The sequence below is a fragment of the Micromonospora sp. NPDC005172 genome, assembly GCF_040608555.1.
GTDB lineage: Bacteria > Actinomycetota > Actinomycetes > Mycobacteriales > Micromonosporaceae > Micromonospora.
In genome coordinates this window covers 1-19,443 of sequence record NZ_JBEXIL010000081.1, presented here as the reverse complement: position 1 = coordinate 19,443, position 19,443 = coordinate 1, and the positions used below count along the sequence as shown (strand labels likewise).

Sequence of the window (19,443 nt, the reverse complement as noted above, 5' to 3'; positions counted from 1 at the left end):
GCATGCTCCGCCGCCTCGCCCGAGGCGAACCCGCCACCCGCCAACAACGCCTCACCTTCGACACACCCGACTGACAGCAATGTGAAACGCCCTCTCAGCCGACTGGTCACCCGATGCGGGCTACAACTTTTCCAGCGGCCTCGCCCTGGACGGGCTGTCCGGTCACGCGGCAACCGACGCACCGGTCTTGCACACCGACCAGTCGTACACCGTGGCGGCCTGGGCCCGCTGGAACGGTGGAATTGGACCACGTACGGTCTTTGCCCAGGACGGTACTCAGATCTCCGGCTTCTTCCTGACCTGCCGGAACGATCCTTCTGGCCGTCCTAAGTGGTCGTTGATGAACCGCAATATCGACTCGACCTCGAGCTCTTCCCGAACGGTCTACGGCAGTGACTGCATCGCGAACGCCTGGGTGCACCTGGCCGCCGTTCAGGACGTCAACACGCAGAAGTTGAGCCTCTACGTCAACGGCCAACTCTCTGGCACTGTCAGCGCCCCGACGCCCTGGAGCGCGGATGGAGTCTTCACCGTCGGCCGCTCGAGGTACGGGGTCCTCGCGGACTTCTTCCCCGGCGACATCGACCGGGTCCGTGCCTGGCAGGGCGCCCTCGGCGACGCCGACATCGCGGCGCTGTTCGCGGAGGCGTAGCCGCCCGTCGGTCAGGGTGGGGAGCGCTTGTCTCCCCACCCTGACCGACTCTTCGTTTACCACGCCGCACGACCCCCGGCGGCGTGTCGTCACCCCTCCGAGAGGAAACGATGAGAACCGTCAAACCCGGTCGACCAAGCCGCCCTTGGCGGCGTCGGTCGACGTTCGGTGCTACGAATTCGAGGGCACGGCGAGTCGTTGCCGCTGGCCTCTTCGCGGTGCTCGTCAGCACGCTCGGTGGGCAGGTCCCCGCGCAGGCCCAACAGGCCGCCGAGACCAAGCCAATCGAGGCGCAGCGCTACGAGTCCGTGCCCGTCCAGCCCGTCAAGGTCACCAAGCCCGGCCCCGAGCCGGAGGAGGCCGCCGCCAAGGTCACCCGTCCGGCACCCGCCTGGCCTGCCCCGGGTGCCGCCGAGGTGAGCCTTCCCACAGCCGCCACGGGTGCGCGATCCGCCGGAGCGGTTGCGGCCGTCCGGGCCGGAACGCTCCCGGTGACGGTACGGCCGGTGACGACGGCCAGCTCCCGGACTACCGTGCCCACCCCGAGCAAGGTACGGGTCGAGGTCCTACCGAAGACGACAGCCGAGGCCGCCGGCGTCCGTGGCGGTCTACTGCTGCGCGTCGGGCGTACGGACGGCCAGATTTCGGCGGGACCGGTCGAGGTCGGCGTGGACTACTCCGGATTCGCCTCGGCGTACGGCGCCGACTGGTCCTCCCGTCTCAGGCTCGTGCAGGTGCCGGAGTGCGCCCTCACCACTCCGGGTGCCAAGGGCTGCGAGCCGTCGCCACTGGAGTCGCGCAACGATGTGGGCGCCCTGACGACGTCGGCGTCGGTGCCGGCCTCGGCGATCATGCCGGCGGTGTCGGCCACGGACGCGAAACGGCTGGGCGTGAGGTCGACCGCGGCGATGACCGGAACCATGGTCGCCCTCGTCGCGGGCAGCTCGAGCGGGGCGGGCAACTACTCCGCCTCCAGTCTCGCCCCCTCCTCGTCCTGGGCGCACAGTGGCTCCACAGGCAGCTTCCAGTGGTCCTATCCGATGCGCGTTCCACCAGGTCCGGGTGGTCCGTCTCCGAGCCTCGGTCTTTCCTACTCGTCGCAGTCCGTGGATGGTCGGCAGGCCGCGACGAACAACCAGCCGGGAGCGATCGGCGAGGGTTTCGACTACTCCCCGGGCTTCGTGGAGCGCCGGTACAAGGCCTGCGCGGACGACATGGGCGGGAACGCCAACAACACCGTCGAGACCGGCGACCTCTGCTGGGGCCCGGAGAACGCCGTTCTCTCCCTCGGCGGCTCGTCGATGGAATTGCTCAAGAGCAGCGACGGGAAATGGCACCCCCGCAAGGAGGACGGCTCAAAGATCGAGTTGTTAACGTCGCCGGCCTACAGCAACGGCGACAACGACAACGAGTACTGGAAGGTTACCACCGTCGATGGGACCCAGTACTGGTTTGGGCGGCACCAGCTGCCCGGCTGGAGCTCCGATCGTCCGGTCACCAACTCTGTCCTGACTGTCCCCGTCTACGGCAACAACTCCGGTGAGCCCTGCAACGCCTCAACCTTCGCGTCGTCCGACTGCGGCGGAAAGAAGCAGGCGTGGCGATGGAACCTGGACTACGTCCAAGATGTGCACGGCAACACCATGTCGTTCTGGTGGGCCAAGGAGACCAACTACTACGCCAAGAACCGGAACATGGCGTCGCCGGTGGTGTACGACCGGGCTGGCTATCTGACTCGGATTGAGTACGGCACCGATAATCGGGACAGCACAGAGTATTCGTCAACCAGTCCGTATGTGCAGAACGCCCCGGGCCGGGTCGAGTTCACCAATGAAGACCGGTGCCTGTCCAACTGCGGCACGAAGGATGCCATCACATGGCCCGATACCCCCTGGGACCAGGAGTGCACGGCGTCGACCAATCCCTGCCTGTCCGGGGCGCCGACCTTCTGGTCGGCCAAGCGGACCACGGTGGTCACCACCAAGGCGTGGAAGGCCGCCACGTCGTCCTACCAGCCGGCTGACTCGTGGACACTCCGGCAGAGCTTTCCTGACCCCGGCGACGGCACCCGTGCGGGCCTCTGGTTGGAGGGCATCACCCACCGCGGCTTGAACGGCGGCACCGTAACGGCCCCGGAGGTCACCTTCTCCGGGATGCAGATGCAGAACCGGGTCGACGCGTCCGGTAGTGACTGGGCACTCGCCATGAACTGGTGGCGGGTCAACTCGATCCGGTTGGAGACCGGTGCGGAAATCTTTGTGACCTACAGCTCGCGGCAGTGTGCCAAGGGCGGCACGATGCCGACCGCGCTCGACAGCAACGTCCTACGCTGCTATCCGGTTCGATGGATCCCGCCGGGCAAGGTCGATCCCATCACGGACTACTTCCACAAGTACGTGGTGACCGAAGTCCAACAGATCGACCACACTGGTGGCGCCCGTCCGCTGCGGACCGCCTACGAGTACGTCAACAACGAGAATCAGCCGCTATGGCACTACGACGACGATGATGGGCTCAGCCCTGACGACCGCAGGACGTGGTCGCAGTGGCGCGGCTATCCCACTGTGGTCACCTATGTCGGCGAGGGCGCGGAGCGGGTCAAGTCGGAGACGCTCTACTTCCGCGGCATGTATGGCGACAAGCTCGCCGCCGGCGGCACCCGCACAACCCAGGTTCAGGGCCTGGAAGGCGGCCCGGTCAACGACTACGACCATTACTCGGGCACGCCCCGCGAGCAGATCAACTGGCTCGGTTCGACGGTCCTCGCCGCATCGGTCAACGACATGTGGCGCTCTGACCCGCCGACCGCCACCCGCGCGGGCACGCCCGCGGCAGAGGCCCGCTACGCGCGGGTCGCGGTGGTGCGCAGCCGCGGCAAGACCGACAGCGGGATGCGGAGATCGACCACCAGCACGACCTTCGACGGTTACGGCATGCCGACGAGTACGCAGGACGGCGGCGATGACGCCACGACCGGCGACGAGGGGTGCGTACAGACCGAATACGCCCGCAACACCAGCGACTGGTTGCTGACGCCGGTGAAGCGGACGCACGGATGGGCCGGGCCATGTGCCACCGGACCGACGGCGGAGAACCAGATCACCGCCGACACACGGTTCAGCTTCGACTCGCTCGCCTTTGGTGCCGCGCCGACGGACGGCCTGGTGACCGCGATCGAGACGATCAACGGCTTTGCCGGCGGCGTCCGCAGCTACCAGCAGATATCGGCCGCCAAGTACGACGCCGTCGGCCGCGTCGTCGAGTCCACCGACATCGCCGGCGAGAAGACGTCGACGGCCTACACGCCGACCACGGGTGGCCCGGTCACCAAGGTCGTTTCGACCAACCCGCTGCTGTGGACCGATACCGTTGAGGTCGACCCGGCGTTCGGCGTGACGACCAAGACCACCGACCCCAACAACCGGGTAACCGAGGCGGCCTACGACGCCATGGGGCGGACCACGGCCGTATGGATCCCAGGGCGCGACAGGGTGAACTTCCCGTCGGATCCGTCCTCCAGCTTCACGTACAACCTCTCCAAGACGGCACCCTCGTCGGTCATCTCCCGATCGCTGAACGCTAACGGCACCTACGACACGGGGTACGAGCTGCTAGACGCGCTCGGCCGGCCGCGACAGACGCAGGAGGCCGCCTACGGTGGCGGTCGGATCCTGACCGACACCTTCTACGACGCGGCGGGCCGGGTCTACAAGGCCAACGCCGCCTACTACAACAGTGGAGCTCCCGGCACCACCCTCTACTCGGGAGTTGACCAGGACGTCCCGAGTCAGAATCGGACGTTGTTCGACGGGGCGGGGCGGCCGACACACGCGCTGCTGTTGGCGTCGGAGTCGAGCGTGCAGGTGGAGAAGGCGCGGACCTCGACCACCTTCCACGGCGACCACACGACTGTCGTGCCGTCGGCCGGTGAGTCCGCGACTACTGCGTGGACGGACCCGCACGGTCGGATGGAGAAGCTGTGGCAGTACCACAGCCGAGCCGCCACCGGCACCTACGACGTAACCAGCTACACCTACCACCCGGTGGGCCAGCTGGCATCGGTGAAGGACGCCTCCGGCAACTCCTGGTCCTACACCTACGACATCCAGGGGCGACTGACGTCGTCGTCGGACCCCGACTCCGGCACCACGACCCTGCGCTACAACAGCTTGGGCGAGTTGGAGTCGACCGGTGACTCGCGGCCGGACACCCCGGATCTGTATTACACCTACGACCGGCTGGGCCGCCCTAATGCGGTTCGCGAGACCAGTCTGACGGGCCAGAAGCGTCTCGAGAATGTCTACGACTCGCCGGCCAAGGGACTGCTGAAGTCGTCATCCCGCTGGGTCGGCGCGGACGAGTACCGCACCGAGACCGTGACGGTGGACGCGCTGTACCGACCGACGCAGACCAGGCTCGTCCTACCGACCTCGCAGGCAGGCTTCTGCGGAATCGGGGCCACCACCTGCAGCTACACCTCGAAGGCCAGCTACAACGTCGACGGCTCACCCAACACGGTGACCCTCCCGGCTGCCGGCGGCCTCGAGCAGGAGGTCCTCACCTACAAGTACGACTCGACGTACGCGATGACCGACAAGCTGGCGACCAACTACGGCGACGTCAGCTACTACGCCATCCAGTCGAAATACACCAACCTGTACGAGCTGAGCACCCTGACCCGAGCGGCCGAACTGACCGGGGCCAAGTTCGTCCAGACGACCGACCGGTACGACGATGCCACCGGACGAGTCGCGAGCAGCGCAATCCTGCGGTCGACGTCCCCGTCATACATCGCCAACACCTTCTACGAGTACGACGAGAGCGGCAACCTTCTCAAGATCGACGACAACTCCGGTGCCCGGCCGCGCGACACCCAGTGCTTCACCTATGACCACCAGCGGCGACTGACCGAGGCGTGGACTCCATCGTCCTCGGACTGCAACACCACTCCTGTCAGCGAGTCGGAGCTGGGTGGTCCGGCACCGTACTGGCAAAAGTGGTCGTTTGGCGCGCCGGACGACCCTAAGGGCCGGATCGGTAATCGGCTGACGCAGACCGATCGGGGCACTCCGACCGGCACGGTGACCACCGACTACTCGTACCCGTCCGCGAAGGCTTTCCAGCCGCACCGTCTGGACGGCTGGAGCAGGACGGACAACACGGGAACCACCACCGGGTCGTACACGTACGACGAGGCCGGCAACACCAAGTCGCGGCCCGGACCCGCCGGCCAGCAGGCGTTGACCTGGGACGTCGAGGGTCATCTGGCATCAGTGACGGACAGCGCCGGAGCGAACTCCTACATCTATGACAGTGGTGGCGGCCGCCTGATCGCCAAGGACGCCACGGGAAGCACGCTCTTCCTCGGCGACCAGGAGATCCGGCGCAACGCCAGCACCGGTCAGGTCGACGCCACTCGCTACTACTCGTTCAACGGCGAGATGATCGCCCAGCGGAAGACCACCGGCATCACCTGGCTGGCCAGCGACCACCAGGGGACGTCGCAAGTCAGTGTCGGAACGGACGCCAACCAGACGATCACGCAACGTCGGCAGACGCCCTATGGGGCGCCACGCGGAGCGGCGGTCTCCTGGCCGAACAAGCAGGGCTTCCTGGGCGGCTATCAGGACCCAACAGGTCTCACGCACCTGGGAGCGCGCGAGTACGACCCGACGGTTGGCCGGTTCATCTCCGTCGACCCGGTCAACGACCCCGGTAATCCGCAACAGATGCCGGCCTACACCTACGCCGCGAACAACCCGACCACGTACAGCGATCCCAGCGGACGGGTCATCGCAGAATATGCCGGAGTCGATGCCCCGAAGACTTCGGAATGGAAGTCCCACTGCCCCTGGGGTGTCAGCGGTTACGGGTGCCAAGCGGTCGTCGAGGGTGGGAAAAAGCCTATCAACACCCGCGTCGACGAGGGTCTCGTCAACAATGAGGTCGTTCACGAGGCTTTGGATTGGACTGCTGCGGTCCCGGTGATCGGAACTGCAGCGGATATAGCGAACGCTTCCTTCTACGTATATGAGAAGGACTACGTTGCTGCCGCAGAGACTCTGGAACCCGGCCCGCCGGTCTGTCGAGTACTCCGCGCTATCTGCAAGAAGGTGGAGAAGGAGCTCTTCGGCAAAGCGCAGAAGGTGATCGGCCGGGCGACCAAGGGTCGTTTCGAGCCAAAGATCAACCCAGCTAAAGAAGCCGAAGAGATGAGCAAGATCAAGGCCGAGGCGCGCGCCAAGGAACTGTCGCCTACGCCGAAGCCACCGCCCCCGCCCGGCAAGAAGCCGGATCCGGGCACCAAGGGCAAGCCCGCCAAGAACAGCACTGGGACGACCACCAAGAAGGACGGCTGCAAACTCCACAGCTTCGACCCGACGACCGAGGTCGTCATGGCTGACGGGTCTACTCGGCCCATAGCCGAGGTGGCGGAGGGTGATGAGGTCCTGGCGCACGACCCGAATACCGGGGTCACCTCCGCTGAGCCGGTCGAGGCGCTGCACGTCAACCAGGATGAAGCGCTGACGGACGTGTCGGTCCGGACCGAGGACGGCAAGTTCACCACCCTCAAGACGACCCAGCACCACCCGTTCTGGAGCGAGAGCCGACAGAAGTGGGTCGACGCCGCAGACCTCCAGGCGACGGAGCGGCTCAAGAGCACGTCGGGCGACCTGGTCACCGTCGCCAAGGTGGTCAACTTCATCGGCAACAAGGTGATGCGTGACCTCACCGTCGCTTCGGTCCACACGTACTATGTGCTGGCCGGCAATGCTCCGGTGCTGGTTCACAACTGCGACGTAGAGATCGATGAGGCGAAGTTTGAATACTTGATGGGCAATGTGAACCAGGGCCCGCAGCACAACATCGAACGGTCTATTCAGAATGGTTCCGCGATGCGGCGGATCGGAGTTCTGGATGACTCAAATGGTCGTGCGCTGCTCCGTGAGCACCTTGAGGAAGTGGGCGGTTCGCACTCCAATGTGAGCGGCGCTTTCACCAACGATTACGGCTCCTACGAGATTCGTGGATCGCTATTCGCGGGCCCCGGTGGATTCGTTCGACTGGATTCGACCTGGCAGGTGATGTCCGACGGCACTCGGCGGCTCACTACGGTCATCCCCATTGGAAGCGTATCGAGGTACAGACTACCTCAAGGGAGGTTAGGGTGATTGGAATGCCTTTCGAGGTTCCGTCTGACCAAGATCTCGAAGATGTTCGGGCTGTCATCGGCGGTAACGTTAGCAAAGGCGAGGAGTTTGTTAGAACTCTGTCTTGGTCAGTCGAGTCGGGGTCCGGAGAGGTTACCTACGACGCGCTGGGTCGCAATGTCCGTATTGTGTTTCGGGGTAATGGCGGCAAGAAGTTTCTGGAGGTCTTCCGGGAAGGTGCCTTTCGGTTTGCTTTCGTAGTCAGCCCTTCTTGTTGCGAGGCCGTCGTAGATTTTGCAACCGAATCGCTTTCTGGTGGGTTCCGAGTAACTCTGGTTCCAAGCCTCGCTTTTAGTGACTCGATGCTATTCAGTTAATGTCTAGACGGTAGGGGTTTTTCGCTCTGGACTATAAGAATGCGGGGCTCGTCGCGTTTGTGGCGGGCCCCGTACTCCTCCTCGCCCGACCTGCCTCGGGTTCAAGTGTCATGCTCGAAGGCTCCCGCGCGCGGCGTGACCGACGGTTGCGGCTACCTGCTGCTCCGTCAGAGAGTCGCCAATGCGCCAACCTATTTACTGGTTGTGCCTCAGGCCGCGGAGCCCGCAGGCGGAGGCCCCATCCGGATGGGGCCCCGGGGTTGCCACTCCGTCGCCGCCATGCAGCAAGCTAGCCGGCCGCGCCGTGAGACCGTCCTGAGAGACGCGGGCCACCCTCGGCGCGGACGGTGGAGCCGCCGAGATCACCTCGGTAGGGTAGGTCCCGGTCGGCTCCGACCACCTAGATCCACACCGCCGGGGGGCGCCACGCATGGCTGATTCGTTCGCGCATCTGCACGTGCACACCGAGTACTCGATGCTCGACGGAGCGGCCCGGTTGAAGGACCTGTTCGCTGAGGCCAACCGGCTGGGCATGCCGGCGGTGGCGATCACCGACCACGGCAACATGCACGGCGCGAACGACTTCTACAACCAGGCGATGGCCGCCGGGATCACCCCGATCCTGGGCGTCGAGGCGTACGTGGCGCCGGAGTCGCGCTATCACAAAGCGCGGGTCAAGTGGGGTCGGCCGGAGCAGAAGAGCGACGACATCTCCGGTAACGGCGCGATCACCCACAAGACGATGTGGGCCAAGAACGCGCAGGGGCTCAAGAACCTCTTCACCCTCAACTCGCGCGCGTCCATGGAGGGGCACTACGTCAAGTGGCCCCGGATGGACATGGAGCTGATCGCCGAGCACGCCGAGGGCATCATGGCGACCACCGGCTGCCCGTCCGGCGCGGTGCAGACCCGCCTGCGGTTGGGGCAGTTCGACGAGGCGCTCAAGGTCGCCGCGAGCTACCAGGACATCTTCGGCAAGGACAACTACTTCCTGGAGATCATGGACCACGGCCTCTCCATCGAGAGCCGGGTCCGCGAGGGGCTCACCGAGATCGCCCGCAAGCTGGACATCCCGCCGGTCGTCACCAACGACTCGCACTACACGCACGAGGCGCAGGCGACCGCGCACGACGTGCTGCTGTGCGTGCAGACCGGCAGCAACATCGACGACCCGAACCGGTTCCGCTTCGAGGGCGGCGGCTACTTCGTCAAGAGCGCCGACCAGATGCGCGCTGTCGACTCGTCCGAGCTGTGGCAGCAGGGCTGCCGCAACACCCTGCTGGTGGCCGAGAAGGTCGACCCGAAGGGCATGTTCGAGTTCCACAACCTGATGCCGCGCTTCCCGGTGCCCGAGGGCGAGACCGAGGAGTCGTGGTTCCGCAAGGAGACCTTCGTCGGGCTGGCTCGCCGCTACCCGAACGGCATCCCGGAGGGGCACGTCGTCCAGGCCGAGTACGAGCTGGGCGTCATCAACCAGATGGGCTTCCCGTCGTACTTCCTCGTGGTCGCCGACTTCATCCAGTGGGCCAAGAACCAGGGCATCGCGGTGGGTCCGGGTCGTGGCTCGGCCGCCGGCTCGCTGGTGGCGTACGCGCTGGGCATCACCGACCTGGACCCGATCCAGCACGGTCTGATCTTCGAGCGGTTCCTCAACCCCGAGCGGGTCTCGATGCCGGATGTCGACATCGACTTCGACGAGCGTCGGCGCGGTGAGGTGATCAAGTACGTCACCGACAAGTGGGGTGAGGACAAGGTCGCCCAGATCGCGACCTTCGGCACGATCAAGGCGAAGGCCGCGATCAAGGACTCGGCCCGGGTGCTGGGTTTCCCGTACGCGGTCGGCGACCGGATCACCAAGGCGATGCCACCGGCCGTGATGGGTAAGGACATCCCGCTCACCGGCATCTTCGACCCGAAGCACCCCCGTTATGCCGAGGCCGGCGAGATCCGGGGCCTGTACGACTCGGACCCGGACGTGCGCAAGGTGATCGACACGGCCAAGGGCATCGAGGGGCTGATCCGCCAGACAGGTGTGCACGCCGCAGGCGTCATCATGTCCGCCGAGCCGATCATCGAGCACATCCCGTTGACGCGCCGCGACGCCGACGGGGCGATCATCACGCAGTTCGACTACCCGACCTGCGAGTCGCTCGGGCTGTTGAAGATGGACTTCCTCGGCCTGCGCAACCTGACGATCATCGACGACGCGGTCAAGAACATAGAGCTGAACCACGGCCTCAAACTCGACCTGCTGGGCCTGCCGCTGAACGACAAGGCGGCGTACGACCTGCTGGCCCGCGGTGACACGCTGGGCGTGTTCCAGCTCGACGGCGGCCCGATGCGGTCGCTGCTGCGGCTGATGAAGCCGGACAACTTCGAGGACATCTCGGCCGTCCTGGCGCTGTACCGGCCCGGCCCGATGGGCGTCGACTCGCACACCAACTACGCGCTGCGCAAGAACGGCCTCCAGGAGATCACGCCGATCCACCCGGAGCTGGAGGAGCCGCTGCGGGAGATCCTGGCACCGACGCACGGCCTGATCGTCTACCAGGAGCAGGTGCAGCGCGCCGCGCAGATCCTCGCCGGCTACACGCTCGGTCAGGCGGACCTGCTGCGCCGAGCGATGGGTAAGAAGAAGAAGGAGATCCTCGACAAGGAGTTCATCCCGTTCCGGGACGGCTGCCGCGAGCGCGGCTACTCCGACGAGGCGATCCAGGCCGTGTGGGACGTGCTGGTGCCGTTCGCCGGGTACGCCTTCAACAAGGCGCACTCCGCCGCGTACGGCCTGGTGTCCTACTGGACGGCGTACCTCAAGGCGCACTACCCGGCCGAGTACATGGCCGGACTGCTCACGTCCGTGGGTGACGACAAGGACAAGATGGCGCTGTACCTGTCCGAGTGTCGCCGGATGCGCATCCAGGTGCTGCCGCCGGACGTGAACACCTCGGCCGGGCCGTTCACCCCGGTCGGCAAGGACATCCGCTTCGGTCTGGCGGCGGTGCGCAACGTCGGCGCGAACGTGGTCGCCTCGATCATGCGGTGCCGGGACGAGAAGGGCGAGTACGCCGACTTCTACGACTTCCTGTCCAAGGTGGACGCGGTGGTCTGCAACAAGAAGACGATCGAATCGCTGATCAAGGCGGGCGCGTTCGACTCCCTCGACCATCCGCGCAAGGGCCTGCTCACGGTGCACGCCGACGCCATCGACGCGTACGCCGACGTGAAGCGCAAGGAGGCCGTCGGCCAGTACGACCTGTTCGGCGCCGGCTTCGGCGGAGCGGACACCGGCAGCACGACGGTGATGCCGATCATCGGCGACAGCGAGTGGGAGAAGCGCGACAAGCTGGCCTTCGAGCGCGAGATGCTCGGGTTGTACGTCTCCGACCACCCGCTGTTCGGCCTGGAACACATCCTGGGCGCGGCGGCCGACACCACCATCGCCTCCCTCGCCGAGGACGGCGCGGTGCCCGACGGGGCGGTCGTCACCCTCGCGGGCATCCTGTCCGGGGTCCAGCGGCGGGTCACCAAGCAGGGACGGGCCTGGGCCTCGGCCACCCTGGAGGACCTGGCCGGCGGCGTGGAGACGCTGTTCTTCCCCAACACCTACGAGGTGATCGGCCAGTACATCGCCGAGGACGCCATCGTGGTGGTCAAGGGCCGGGTGGACCGCCGCGACGACACCCCCCGCATCATGGCGATGGACATGTCCATGCCGGACGTCAGCACCAGCGCCACCAACAAGCCGGTCACCCTCACCATCCCGGTGCACCGCTGCACGCCGCCACTTGTGGAACGCCTCAAGGAAACCCTGGTCCTGCACCCCGGCGACACCGAGGTGCACGTCAAGCTCCTCAACGGCGGGCGTACCACCACCCTGCGGCTGGGTCCGTTCCGGGTGGCGGCGACCACCGCGCTGATGGGTGACCTGAAGAGCGTCCTGGGCCCGGCCAACGTGAGCTGAGCTGGGCCTCGGTCCGGCCGGCATGCGCCGGCCGGACCGTCGAGCTCAGCCCCGGTCGGGGGCCGCGATCTCGCGGAGCTGGCCGTCGGCCAGCCGCAGCCAGCGCTGCACGCCGATCTCGGCGAGGAACCGCTCGTCGTGGCTGACCACGACAAAGGCGCCCTGGTACGCGCTCAGCGCGCTCTCCAACTGGGCGACGCTGACCAGGTCCAGGTTGTTCGTCGGCTCGTCGAGCAGCAGCAGTTGCGGTGCCGGTTCCGCGCAGAGCACACACGCCAGGGTGGCGCGCAGCCGCTCACCGCCGGAGAGCACCCCGACGGGCAGGTTGACCCGGGTGCCCCGGAACAGGAAGCGGGCCAGCAGGTTCATCCGCCTGGCATCCGGCAGGCTCGGCGCGTACGCGGCGAAGTTCTCCGCCACCGTCCGGTCGAGGTCCAACAGGTCCAGGCGCTGCGACAGGTACGCGATCCGCCCGTCGGCCCGCTTGATCTCACCGCCGGCCGGTTCGAGGTCGCCGTTGACGAGCCGCAGCAGGGTCGACTTGCCGACGCCGTTCGCCCCGGTGAGCGCGATCCGCTCCGGGCCCCGGATCACCAGGTCGGCGCCGTCGCCACCGAACAGATCCCGGTCGTCGAAGCGGGCCCGCAGCCCCGTACCGGAGAAGACCGTCCGTCCGGCCGGGACCGTGGTGTCGGACAGGTCGACGGTGATCGTGTCCTCGTCGCGGACCGCGCGACCGGCCTCGTCGAGTCGGGCCTTGGCCGAGCCGAGCCGGGCGGAGTGGGTCTCCTGCGACTTGCCCGCCGACTCCTGTGCGCTGCGCTTGAGCCCTCCGGCGACGATCCGGGCCAGACCGGCGTTCTTCAGGTTCTTGGAGGCGTTGCTGGCCCGTCGGTCGGCCCGCTCACGGGCCTGCTGCATCTCCCGCTTCTCCCGCTTGACCTCCTGCTCGGCGTTGCGCAGGTTGCTCTCGGCCACCTCCCGCGCCGCCTGCACCGCCTCGGTGTACGCGGTGAAGGTGCCCCCGTACCAGTTGATCTCGCCGCGTTCCAGCTCGGCGATGCGGTCCATCCGGTCCAGCAGCTCCCGGTCATGGCTGACCAGCAGCAGGCAACCGGTGAAGTCGGTGAGCACGTCGTAGAGCTTGTGCCGAGCCGCCACGTCCAGGTTGTTGGTGGGCTCGTCGAGCAGCAGCACGTCCGGGCGGCGGAGTAGCTGCGCGGCCAGGCCGAGGGAGATCACCTGACCGCCGCTGAGTGTGTGCAGCGGCCGGTCGAGCGACAGGTCACCGAGCCCGAGCCGGTCCAGCTCGGACCGGGTGCGCTCCTCGACGTCCCAGTCGTCGCCGATCGTGGCGAAGTGCGCCTCGTCGGCGTCGCCGGCCTCGATGGCGTGCAGCGCCGCGATCCGTTCGGCGACGCCGAGCACCTGTGCCACGGCCAGGTCACCGGCCAGTGAAAGGGTCTGCGGCAGGTATCCGAGCAGCCCGTCGACGGTGATGCTGCCGCCGGTGGGTTGTAGCTCCCCGGCGATCAACCGCAGCAGCGTGCTCTTGCCGGCGCCGTTGGGTGCGACCAGGCCGGTGCGACCGCCGGGGACGGTGAAGGACAGCTCCGAGAAGACCGGGGTGTCGTCCGGCCAGGAGAAGGACAGGTTCGAGCAGACGACGAAGGCGTCAGACATTGCGGGTGACCTCAGAGGGTGGGCTGGGCGTGCGTGAGCCGCCCGACGACGAACGGGACCGGTGGAACGACGACATGGCCACGCCGGCCGCGCGCAGGCGCGCCGAACCGATGGCCGAACACGTCCGGTCTCACCCGGAGATGTCGTCGTCACCCGCCATGTCTGGTCTCCCTGGTCGTACCTCTCATCCAACCGGGCCAGTCTAACAACGAATCTGCGGCCCGCCAGCGGGTTCCCGGGTGGCCGCACACGGCCCCGCCGGCGCCGAACCGTGCACCGCCCTCGGCGTCGGTGCGGACCCGCGCTGCGCCGTGCGGAACGGCCGGCGAAGTTGAGGAGAGCGTTAAGTTTGTCAGCTCGCGTACCACCGTCGGTGGCCTTCGGTGTGCCGCCTCACCGGTGGTCGTGGGCGGGGTGGTACACCGACGGTGGCCTGCGCCCGAGGGTCGTTCGTCTCCCCGATGCCCGGACCGTTCCCGTGCCTCCAGAGCCCGGCGGAATCACCCTGGGCACGCCGATGGCCCGCGCGAAATCAAGAGGACGTCCAGTGGCAATCCATTGGCCGTCGTCACAGTGCTCGCCGCAGGTGAGGCACGACAATCCACATCGTTGTCGGCCATCCGGAAAAGGCGGATCATCAGCGACCTTTCCCACGGTTTGAGCATCTCCGGAAGGTTTCATGACCCCCCAACATCGCCCCGAACATCGATCTGCGACGCCGCGCCTCGGTCGCCGGTCCTTCGCCTCCCTCGTCGGCTTCGCCTCGGTCGCGGCCGGTGGCGCGGTCGTCGCCTCCAATTCGGACCGACTGCCGTTCATCGGTGCGGACGGTCCGCCGCCCAGCGACGTGGGGCCACGGACCGAGGCGGTGAGCCTCAACACCTCCGCCAACACGTCCGTCGAGCAGAGCTACATGGACGCCGAGTCGGCGACCGAGCTGCGCAAGGCCGCGGAGGCGAGCGCCTCGGACGTCATCCTGTCCCGGCCCTCCGCCGCCGCCGCGCAGGCGAAAGCATCGGTGCCGGAGGGCTTCCCCAACGATCCGATCCTGCACCTCGCGAACCGGGCCACGTTCGGCGCGACGCCCGCGCTGCTCGCTCGGATCAAGTCCATGGGCATCGACGCCTGGATCGACCAGCAGTTGAAGCCGGACTCGATTCCCTACACGACGGCCGAGGTGAAGATCAAGGAACTGCCCGGGATTCATCTCACCCTGGCCCAGGCTTCCGCGACGATCCACACGAACAAGGTGATGGACAGCCTCGCCGACGAGTACCTGTGGGCGACGACGGCGCGCATGATCTGGTCCGACCGGCAGTTGTTCGAGCGGGTCGTCGACTTCTGCACGGACCGGATCAACGTCCCCATGCACTTCGACTTCGGGTCGGTGAGCGCGCCGTACTTCGGGCGGGACGTCATCCGCAAGCACGCGTTCGGCAAGTACGCCGACATGCTCGTCGCCGCGGTGCAGCACGCCGGTTTGGTCATCTACCTCAACCAGTCCCAGTCGCAGAAGGCCCGGCCCAACGAGAACCTGGCTCGGGAACTCCTCGAACTGCACACCGTCGGGGCCGGCGGTGGCTACACGGAGGAGGACGTCCGGCAGGCAGCCCTGCTGCAGACCGGCCTGGGGGTCATCGGTGGAAAGGTGGTCACGGACGCCGGGCACTACACCTTCGCCTTCCGCCCCAACAACCACTACACCGGGCCCATCAAGATCATGGGCTTCAGTCACCCGAACGCATCGGCGGACAAGGGTCTGGAGGTGATCAAGGCCTACGTGAACCACGTCGTGCGCCTGCCGGCCGCCGCCAAGAGCTTCGCCCGCGAGCTGGCCACGAAGTTCGTGTCGGACAAGCCGTCGGACGCCCTCGTCGACAAGCTGGCCAAGGTCTACCTGGACAACGACACCGCGATCGTCCCCGTCGTCCGGGCGATGTTCAGCTCGGTGGAGTTCTGGGCCTCACCGTTTGCGAAGATGCACCGACCGAGCGAGTACCTCGTCTCGATCTACCGGAAGCTGGGGGTGCAGCCGCAGACGGCTCCCGGCTACAAACCGCCGAGCGCCCCCGCGCGGACGCCGTTCGCCGACGGGCTGCGGGGGATGGGCACCGTGCTGAACAACATGGGTCAGGTGCCCGTGCACCGCGGCACGCCGGACGGCTGGTCCGATGTCGGCACCGCCTACCTCGGCATCTCGTGGATGTCCACGGCGTGGACCGAGATCGACTTCGTGCTGCGCGGAGGCCGCCCGGCACTGCGTTTCCCCACCGCGGCCAACCTGTTGCCGAGTCCGCAGCCCGCCACCGCCGGCGCCTGCGTCGACGCCCTGGCGCAACGACTGGTCGCCCAGAAGCCGACGAGCGCGCAGCGCGCCCTCCTGTTGTCCATTGCCGAGGTCAGTGCCGACAGTCCGGCCAGCGCCACGGCTTTCCAGGGTGCGCTCGTCGACATCGCCAAAGCCCTGCTCGCCTCGCCGCAGAGTCTCCTTCGATGATGGGAAGCAACGTGTACCCCAACGGCCGTGGGCAGGCGAAGCTGCCCGACCCCGCAGAGGTGGCGCTGCGTGCCGCGTACGAGGCCACCGCCTCGAACAACGCCGCCATCCGCGACGACTTCCTCCGACTGTCGGACGTGGAGGAAGCCCAGCAGGAGGGTCGTGGCGTGACCCGACGCGCGGTGGTCGGCGGTGCCGTCGGGGCGGCAGCCGCCCTGGCGACCGCCGAGTTCGCGGTCACGAAGGCGGCGTACGCCGCGGCGCCGACCGGATCAGGCAAGACGCTGATCAACATCTTCCTCGTCGGAGCGTGCGACGGTCTGGGGCTCCTCGCGCCGGGCGACGACGCGATACTCAAGGCCGTCCGGCCCAACCTGCTGCTGGACCGCACCGCGATCCCCCTCGAACGGGGGTTCGTGCTCAACAGCGCGTTCACGCCGCTGAAGCCGCTGATCGACGCCGGTCGGGTGGCCTTCGTACCGGCCGTGTCGGACAACAAGCTGCCGCGCAGCCACTTCCAGAGCATCGACATCTGCAGTCTGGGTGGGCTGCCCTCGGAGACGAAGGGCACCGGTTGGCTGGACCGTCTGCTGGACAACCTCGGCCCGACCACCACGTTCCAGGCCGTCAACATCGGGGCGCAGACGTCCCGGACGCTCGTCGGCAACCACGTCCCCCTCTCCATCGCCAGTCTCAAGGCCCTCGGAGTACGAGGTGACGCGCGCTACCACGAGCGGACGTTGAAGGCCATCGAAGGGCTCTTCCACGGGCTCGCCCACCCGGCCGGTGACGTGATCGCCAACGGGATGCAGGCCATTCGGACCGCCGAGAAGCTGACCTCCACCGCGTACAAGCCGGCCAACGGAGCGGTGTACACCGGTGCGGTCGGCACCGGGTTGCAGTCCGTCGCCCAGCTGCTGCGGGGTGACGTCCCGGTGGAGGTGATCAACATGGCCTTCGGCGGGTACGACACCCACGCCGCCGAGGGAGTCAACTCCGGTGGTCACCTGTACAACCTGCTCTCCGACCTCGCCAAGGGACTGGCCGCCTTCTTCGCCGACCTGGGTACGAAGGCACAGAACACCACTGTCATCGTCACGACCGAGTTCGGTCGCCGGGTCGCGCAGAACAACGACGGGACCGACCACGGGCACGGTGGCGTCGCGATCGTGGTCTCCGGTCGCAAGCTCGCCGGCAAGGTCATCGGCGGGTGGAAGGGGCTGAAGGAACTCGACAACGGCGACGTGCCGGCGACGAACAACATGTTCGGGCTCTACGGCAAGGTCGCCCAGGGCGTCTTCGGCCTCACGGACTCGGCGGTCAAGAAGGTCTTCCCCAACAACCCGGCGGTCTCCTTCTCCATCTTCGGCTGACCGCCACTTTCGTCGTGCTGCCCGCGGTCGAGTCGGCCGTGGGCGGCACGACGGCATCGGACCGCACCGGTCGATGCCTCTCGACAGAAGAACGGATACGAATGCTCACTCGGATCAACCCGCGTCGCCTGGTGGCGGCAATGGTCACGGCGGCGCTGGTCGCCGTGGCCGTCGCCGTACCGGCAGCGGCGGCCGGACCGTCGACAGTGGTCGGCGTGGCCAGTGGCCGTTGCCTGGACGTGGTCGGCAACCTCAAGACCGCCGGCACCGGCATCAACATCTACGACTGCAAGGGCTCGGCGAACCAGGCGTGGACGCTCACCTCGACCGGTGAGCTGCGGGTCTACGACGACACGATGTGCCTGGACGTCGTCGCCCAGGACACGTCCTCACCGGCCACGGTGCAGATCTACGGCTGCACCGGCGGCGCGAACCAGCGGTGGCGGATCAACACCGACGGGACCATCGTCGGTACCCAGTCCGGTCTGTGCCTGGATGCCGCCGGTACGGCCAACAGCGCGCTCGTCAGCCTGTTGACCTGCACGGGGCAGGCCAACCAACGCTGGACGACGGCGCTGGGCAGCACGGACACCCAGCCGCCCAGCACGCCGGGCAGCCCGCGGGTGAGCGGCCTGACCTGCAACTCGGTGACGTTCGCCTGGAACGCGTCGACGGACAACGTCGCCGTGGCCTTCTACGACGTCTACCACGACGGTCAGTTGATCAAGTCGGTGAGCGGCTCGACGGTGTCGACCAGCCTGACGGTGGTCGGCGGGGCGACCTGGGGGCTGTACGTCAACGCCCGCGACGCCGCCGGCAACGTGTCGCAGGCCAGCTCCACCGTCTCGATCTCCCCACCGCCCTGCCAGGCGGACACCCAGGTGCCCACCGCGCCGCAGCAGCTCACCGGTGTCGCCTCGGGTACGACGGTGACGCTGAGCTGGGTCGCGTCGACGGACAACGTCGGGGTCGCCGCGTACGACGTGTACCGCGCTGGCGTGAAGGTCGGCACGGTCGCCGGTACGCCGCCGGCCACCACCTTCATCGACAGTGGACTCGCGGCGACCACGGCGTACCAGTACTACGTGGTGGCCCGGGACGCGCAGGGCAATGTCTCGTCGCGCAGCGGCACGACGACGGTGACCACCGGCGCCGCGTGCGCCAACCCGGTCTGCACCGTGCGGCAGGTGGCCACCGACACCGACATTCCGTGGGGGTTGGTGACGTTGCCGGACGGCAGCGTTCTCTACAGCCGCCGGGACGCGCAGGACATCGTGCAGCTGAACCCGACGACCGGTGTCAAGACGTCGGTGGGCACGGTGCCGAACGTGCAGAGCACCGATGGTGAGGGTGGCCTGCTGGGTCTGGCGATCTCGTCGAGCTTCGCCAGTGACCGGTGGTTGTACATCATGCACACGTCGCCGAGTGACAACCGGATCGTGCGTATCAAGCTGGAGAACGGTCGGTTGACCACCTCCAGCGAGCAGATCCTGATCAGCGGGATCCGGCGCAACAAGTTCCACAACGGTGGCCGGCTGCGGTTCGGTCCCGACGGCAAGCTGTACGCCAGTACGGGTGATGCGCAGAACGGCACGTACGCGCAGGATCGCGCGGCCCTGGAGGGCAAGGTGCTGCGGTTGAACCCGGATGGCAGCGTGCCGTCGGACAACCCGTTCGGTAACTACGTGTGGAGTTACGGTCACCGCAACCCGCAGGGGTTGGCGTTCGACTCGCAGGGCCGCCTGTGGG

7 protein-coding genes are annotated in these 19,443 nt (G+C 67.1%); 6 read left to right on the top strand and 1 reads right to left on the bottom strand.

What is annotated here, in order from left to right:
• The first annotated feature begins 145 nt into the window (after positions 1 to 145).
• The 3 genes from ABZV06_RS30735 (at position 146) to dnaE (ending at position 12,141) form a co-directional block, all read left to right on the top strand.
• A complete protein-coding gene (locus ABZV06_RS30735) occupies positions 146 to 652 on the top strand; it encodes a LamG domain-containing protein (protein WP_355625724.1) in 507 nt (168 codons plus the stop codon).
• Between the two features lie 218 nt (positions 653 to 870).
• Positions 871 to 7,824 (top strand): polymorphic toxin-type HINT domain-containing protein, encoded by a 6,954-nt coding sequence (locus tag ABZV06_RS30730; protein ID WP_355625722.1) that lies wholly within the window; start codon positions 871 to 873, stop codon positions 7,822 to 7,824.
• A 786-nt stretch (positions 7,825 to 8,610) separates the two neighbouring features.
• Positions 8,611 to 12,141, top strand: coding sequence for a DNA polymerase III subunit alpha (gene dnaE, locus ABZV06_RS30725; protein ID WP_355625720.1), 3,531 nt, complete (start codon positions 8,611 to 8,613; stop codon positions 12,139 to 12,141).
• A gap of 45 nt (positions 12,142 to 12,186) precedes the next feature.
• Here dnaE and abc-f read toward each other — a convergent pair whose 3' ends face one another.
• Entirely contained in the window at positions 12,187 to 13,824 is a 1,638-nt protein-coding gene (gene abc-f, locus ABZV06_RS30720) for a ribosomal protection-like ABC-F family protein (protein ID WP_355247082.1), read from the bottom strand.
• Positions 13,825 to 14,503: 679 nt separating this feature from the next.
• Here abc-f and ABZV06_RS30715 point away from each other — a divergent pair.
• From ABZV06_RS30715 to ABZV06_RS30705, 3 genes are all read left to right on the top strand, one after another.
• The gene (locus ABZV06_RS30715; RefSeq protein WP_355625718.1) at positions 14,504 to 16,321 is read left to right on the top strand and encodes a DUF1800 domain-containing protein; all 1,818 of its coding nucleotides are present in this window, start codon (positions 14,504 to 14,506) and stop codon (positions 16,319 to 16,321) included.
• The gene (locus ABZV06_RS30710) at positions 16,318 to 17,694 is read left to right on the top strand and encodes a DUF1501 domain-containing protein (protein ID WP_355625716.1); all 1,377 of its coding nucleotides are present in this window, start codon (positions 16,318 to 16,320) and stop codon (positions 17,692 to 17,694) included. Before ABZV06_RS30715 ends, ABZV06_RS30710 begins: the two co-directional genes overlap by 4 nt.
• A gap of 101 nt (positions 17,695 to 17,795) precedes the next feature.
• A partial coding sequence (locus tag ABZV06_RS30705; protein ID WP_355625714.1) for a PQQ-dependent sugar dehydrogenase occupies positions 17,796 to 19,443 on the top strand: 1,648 nt, incomplete at its 3' end.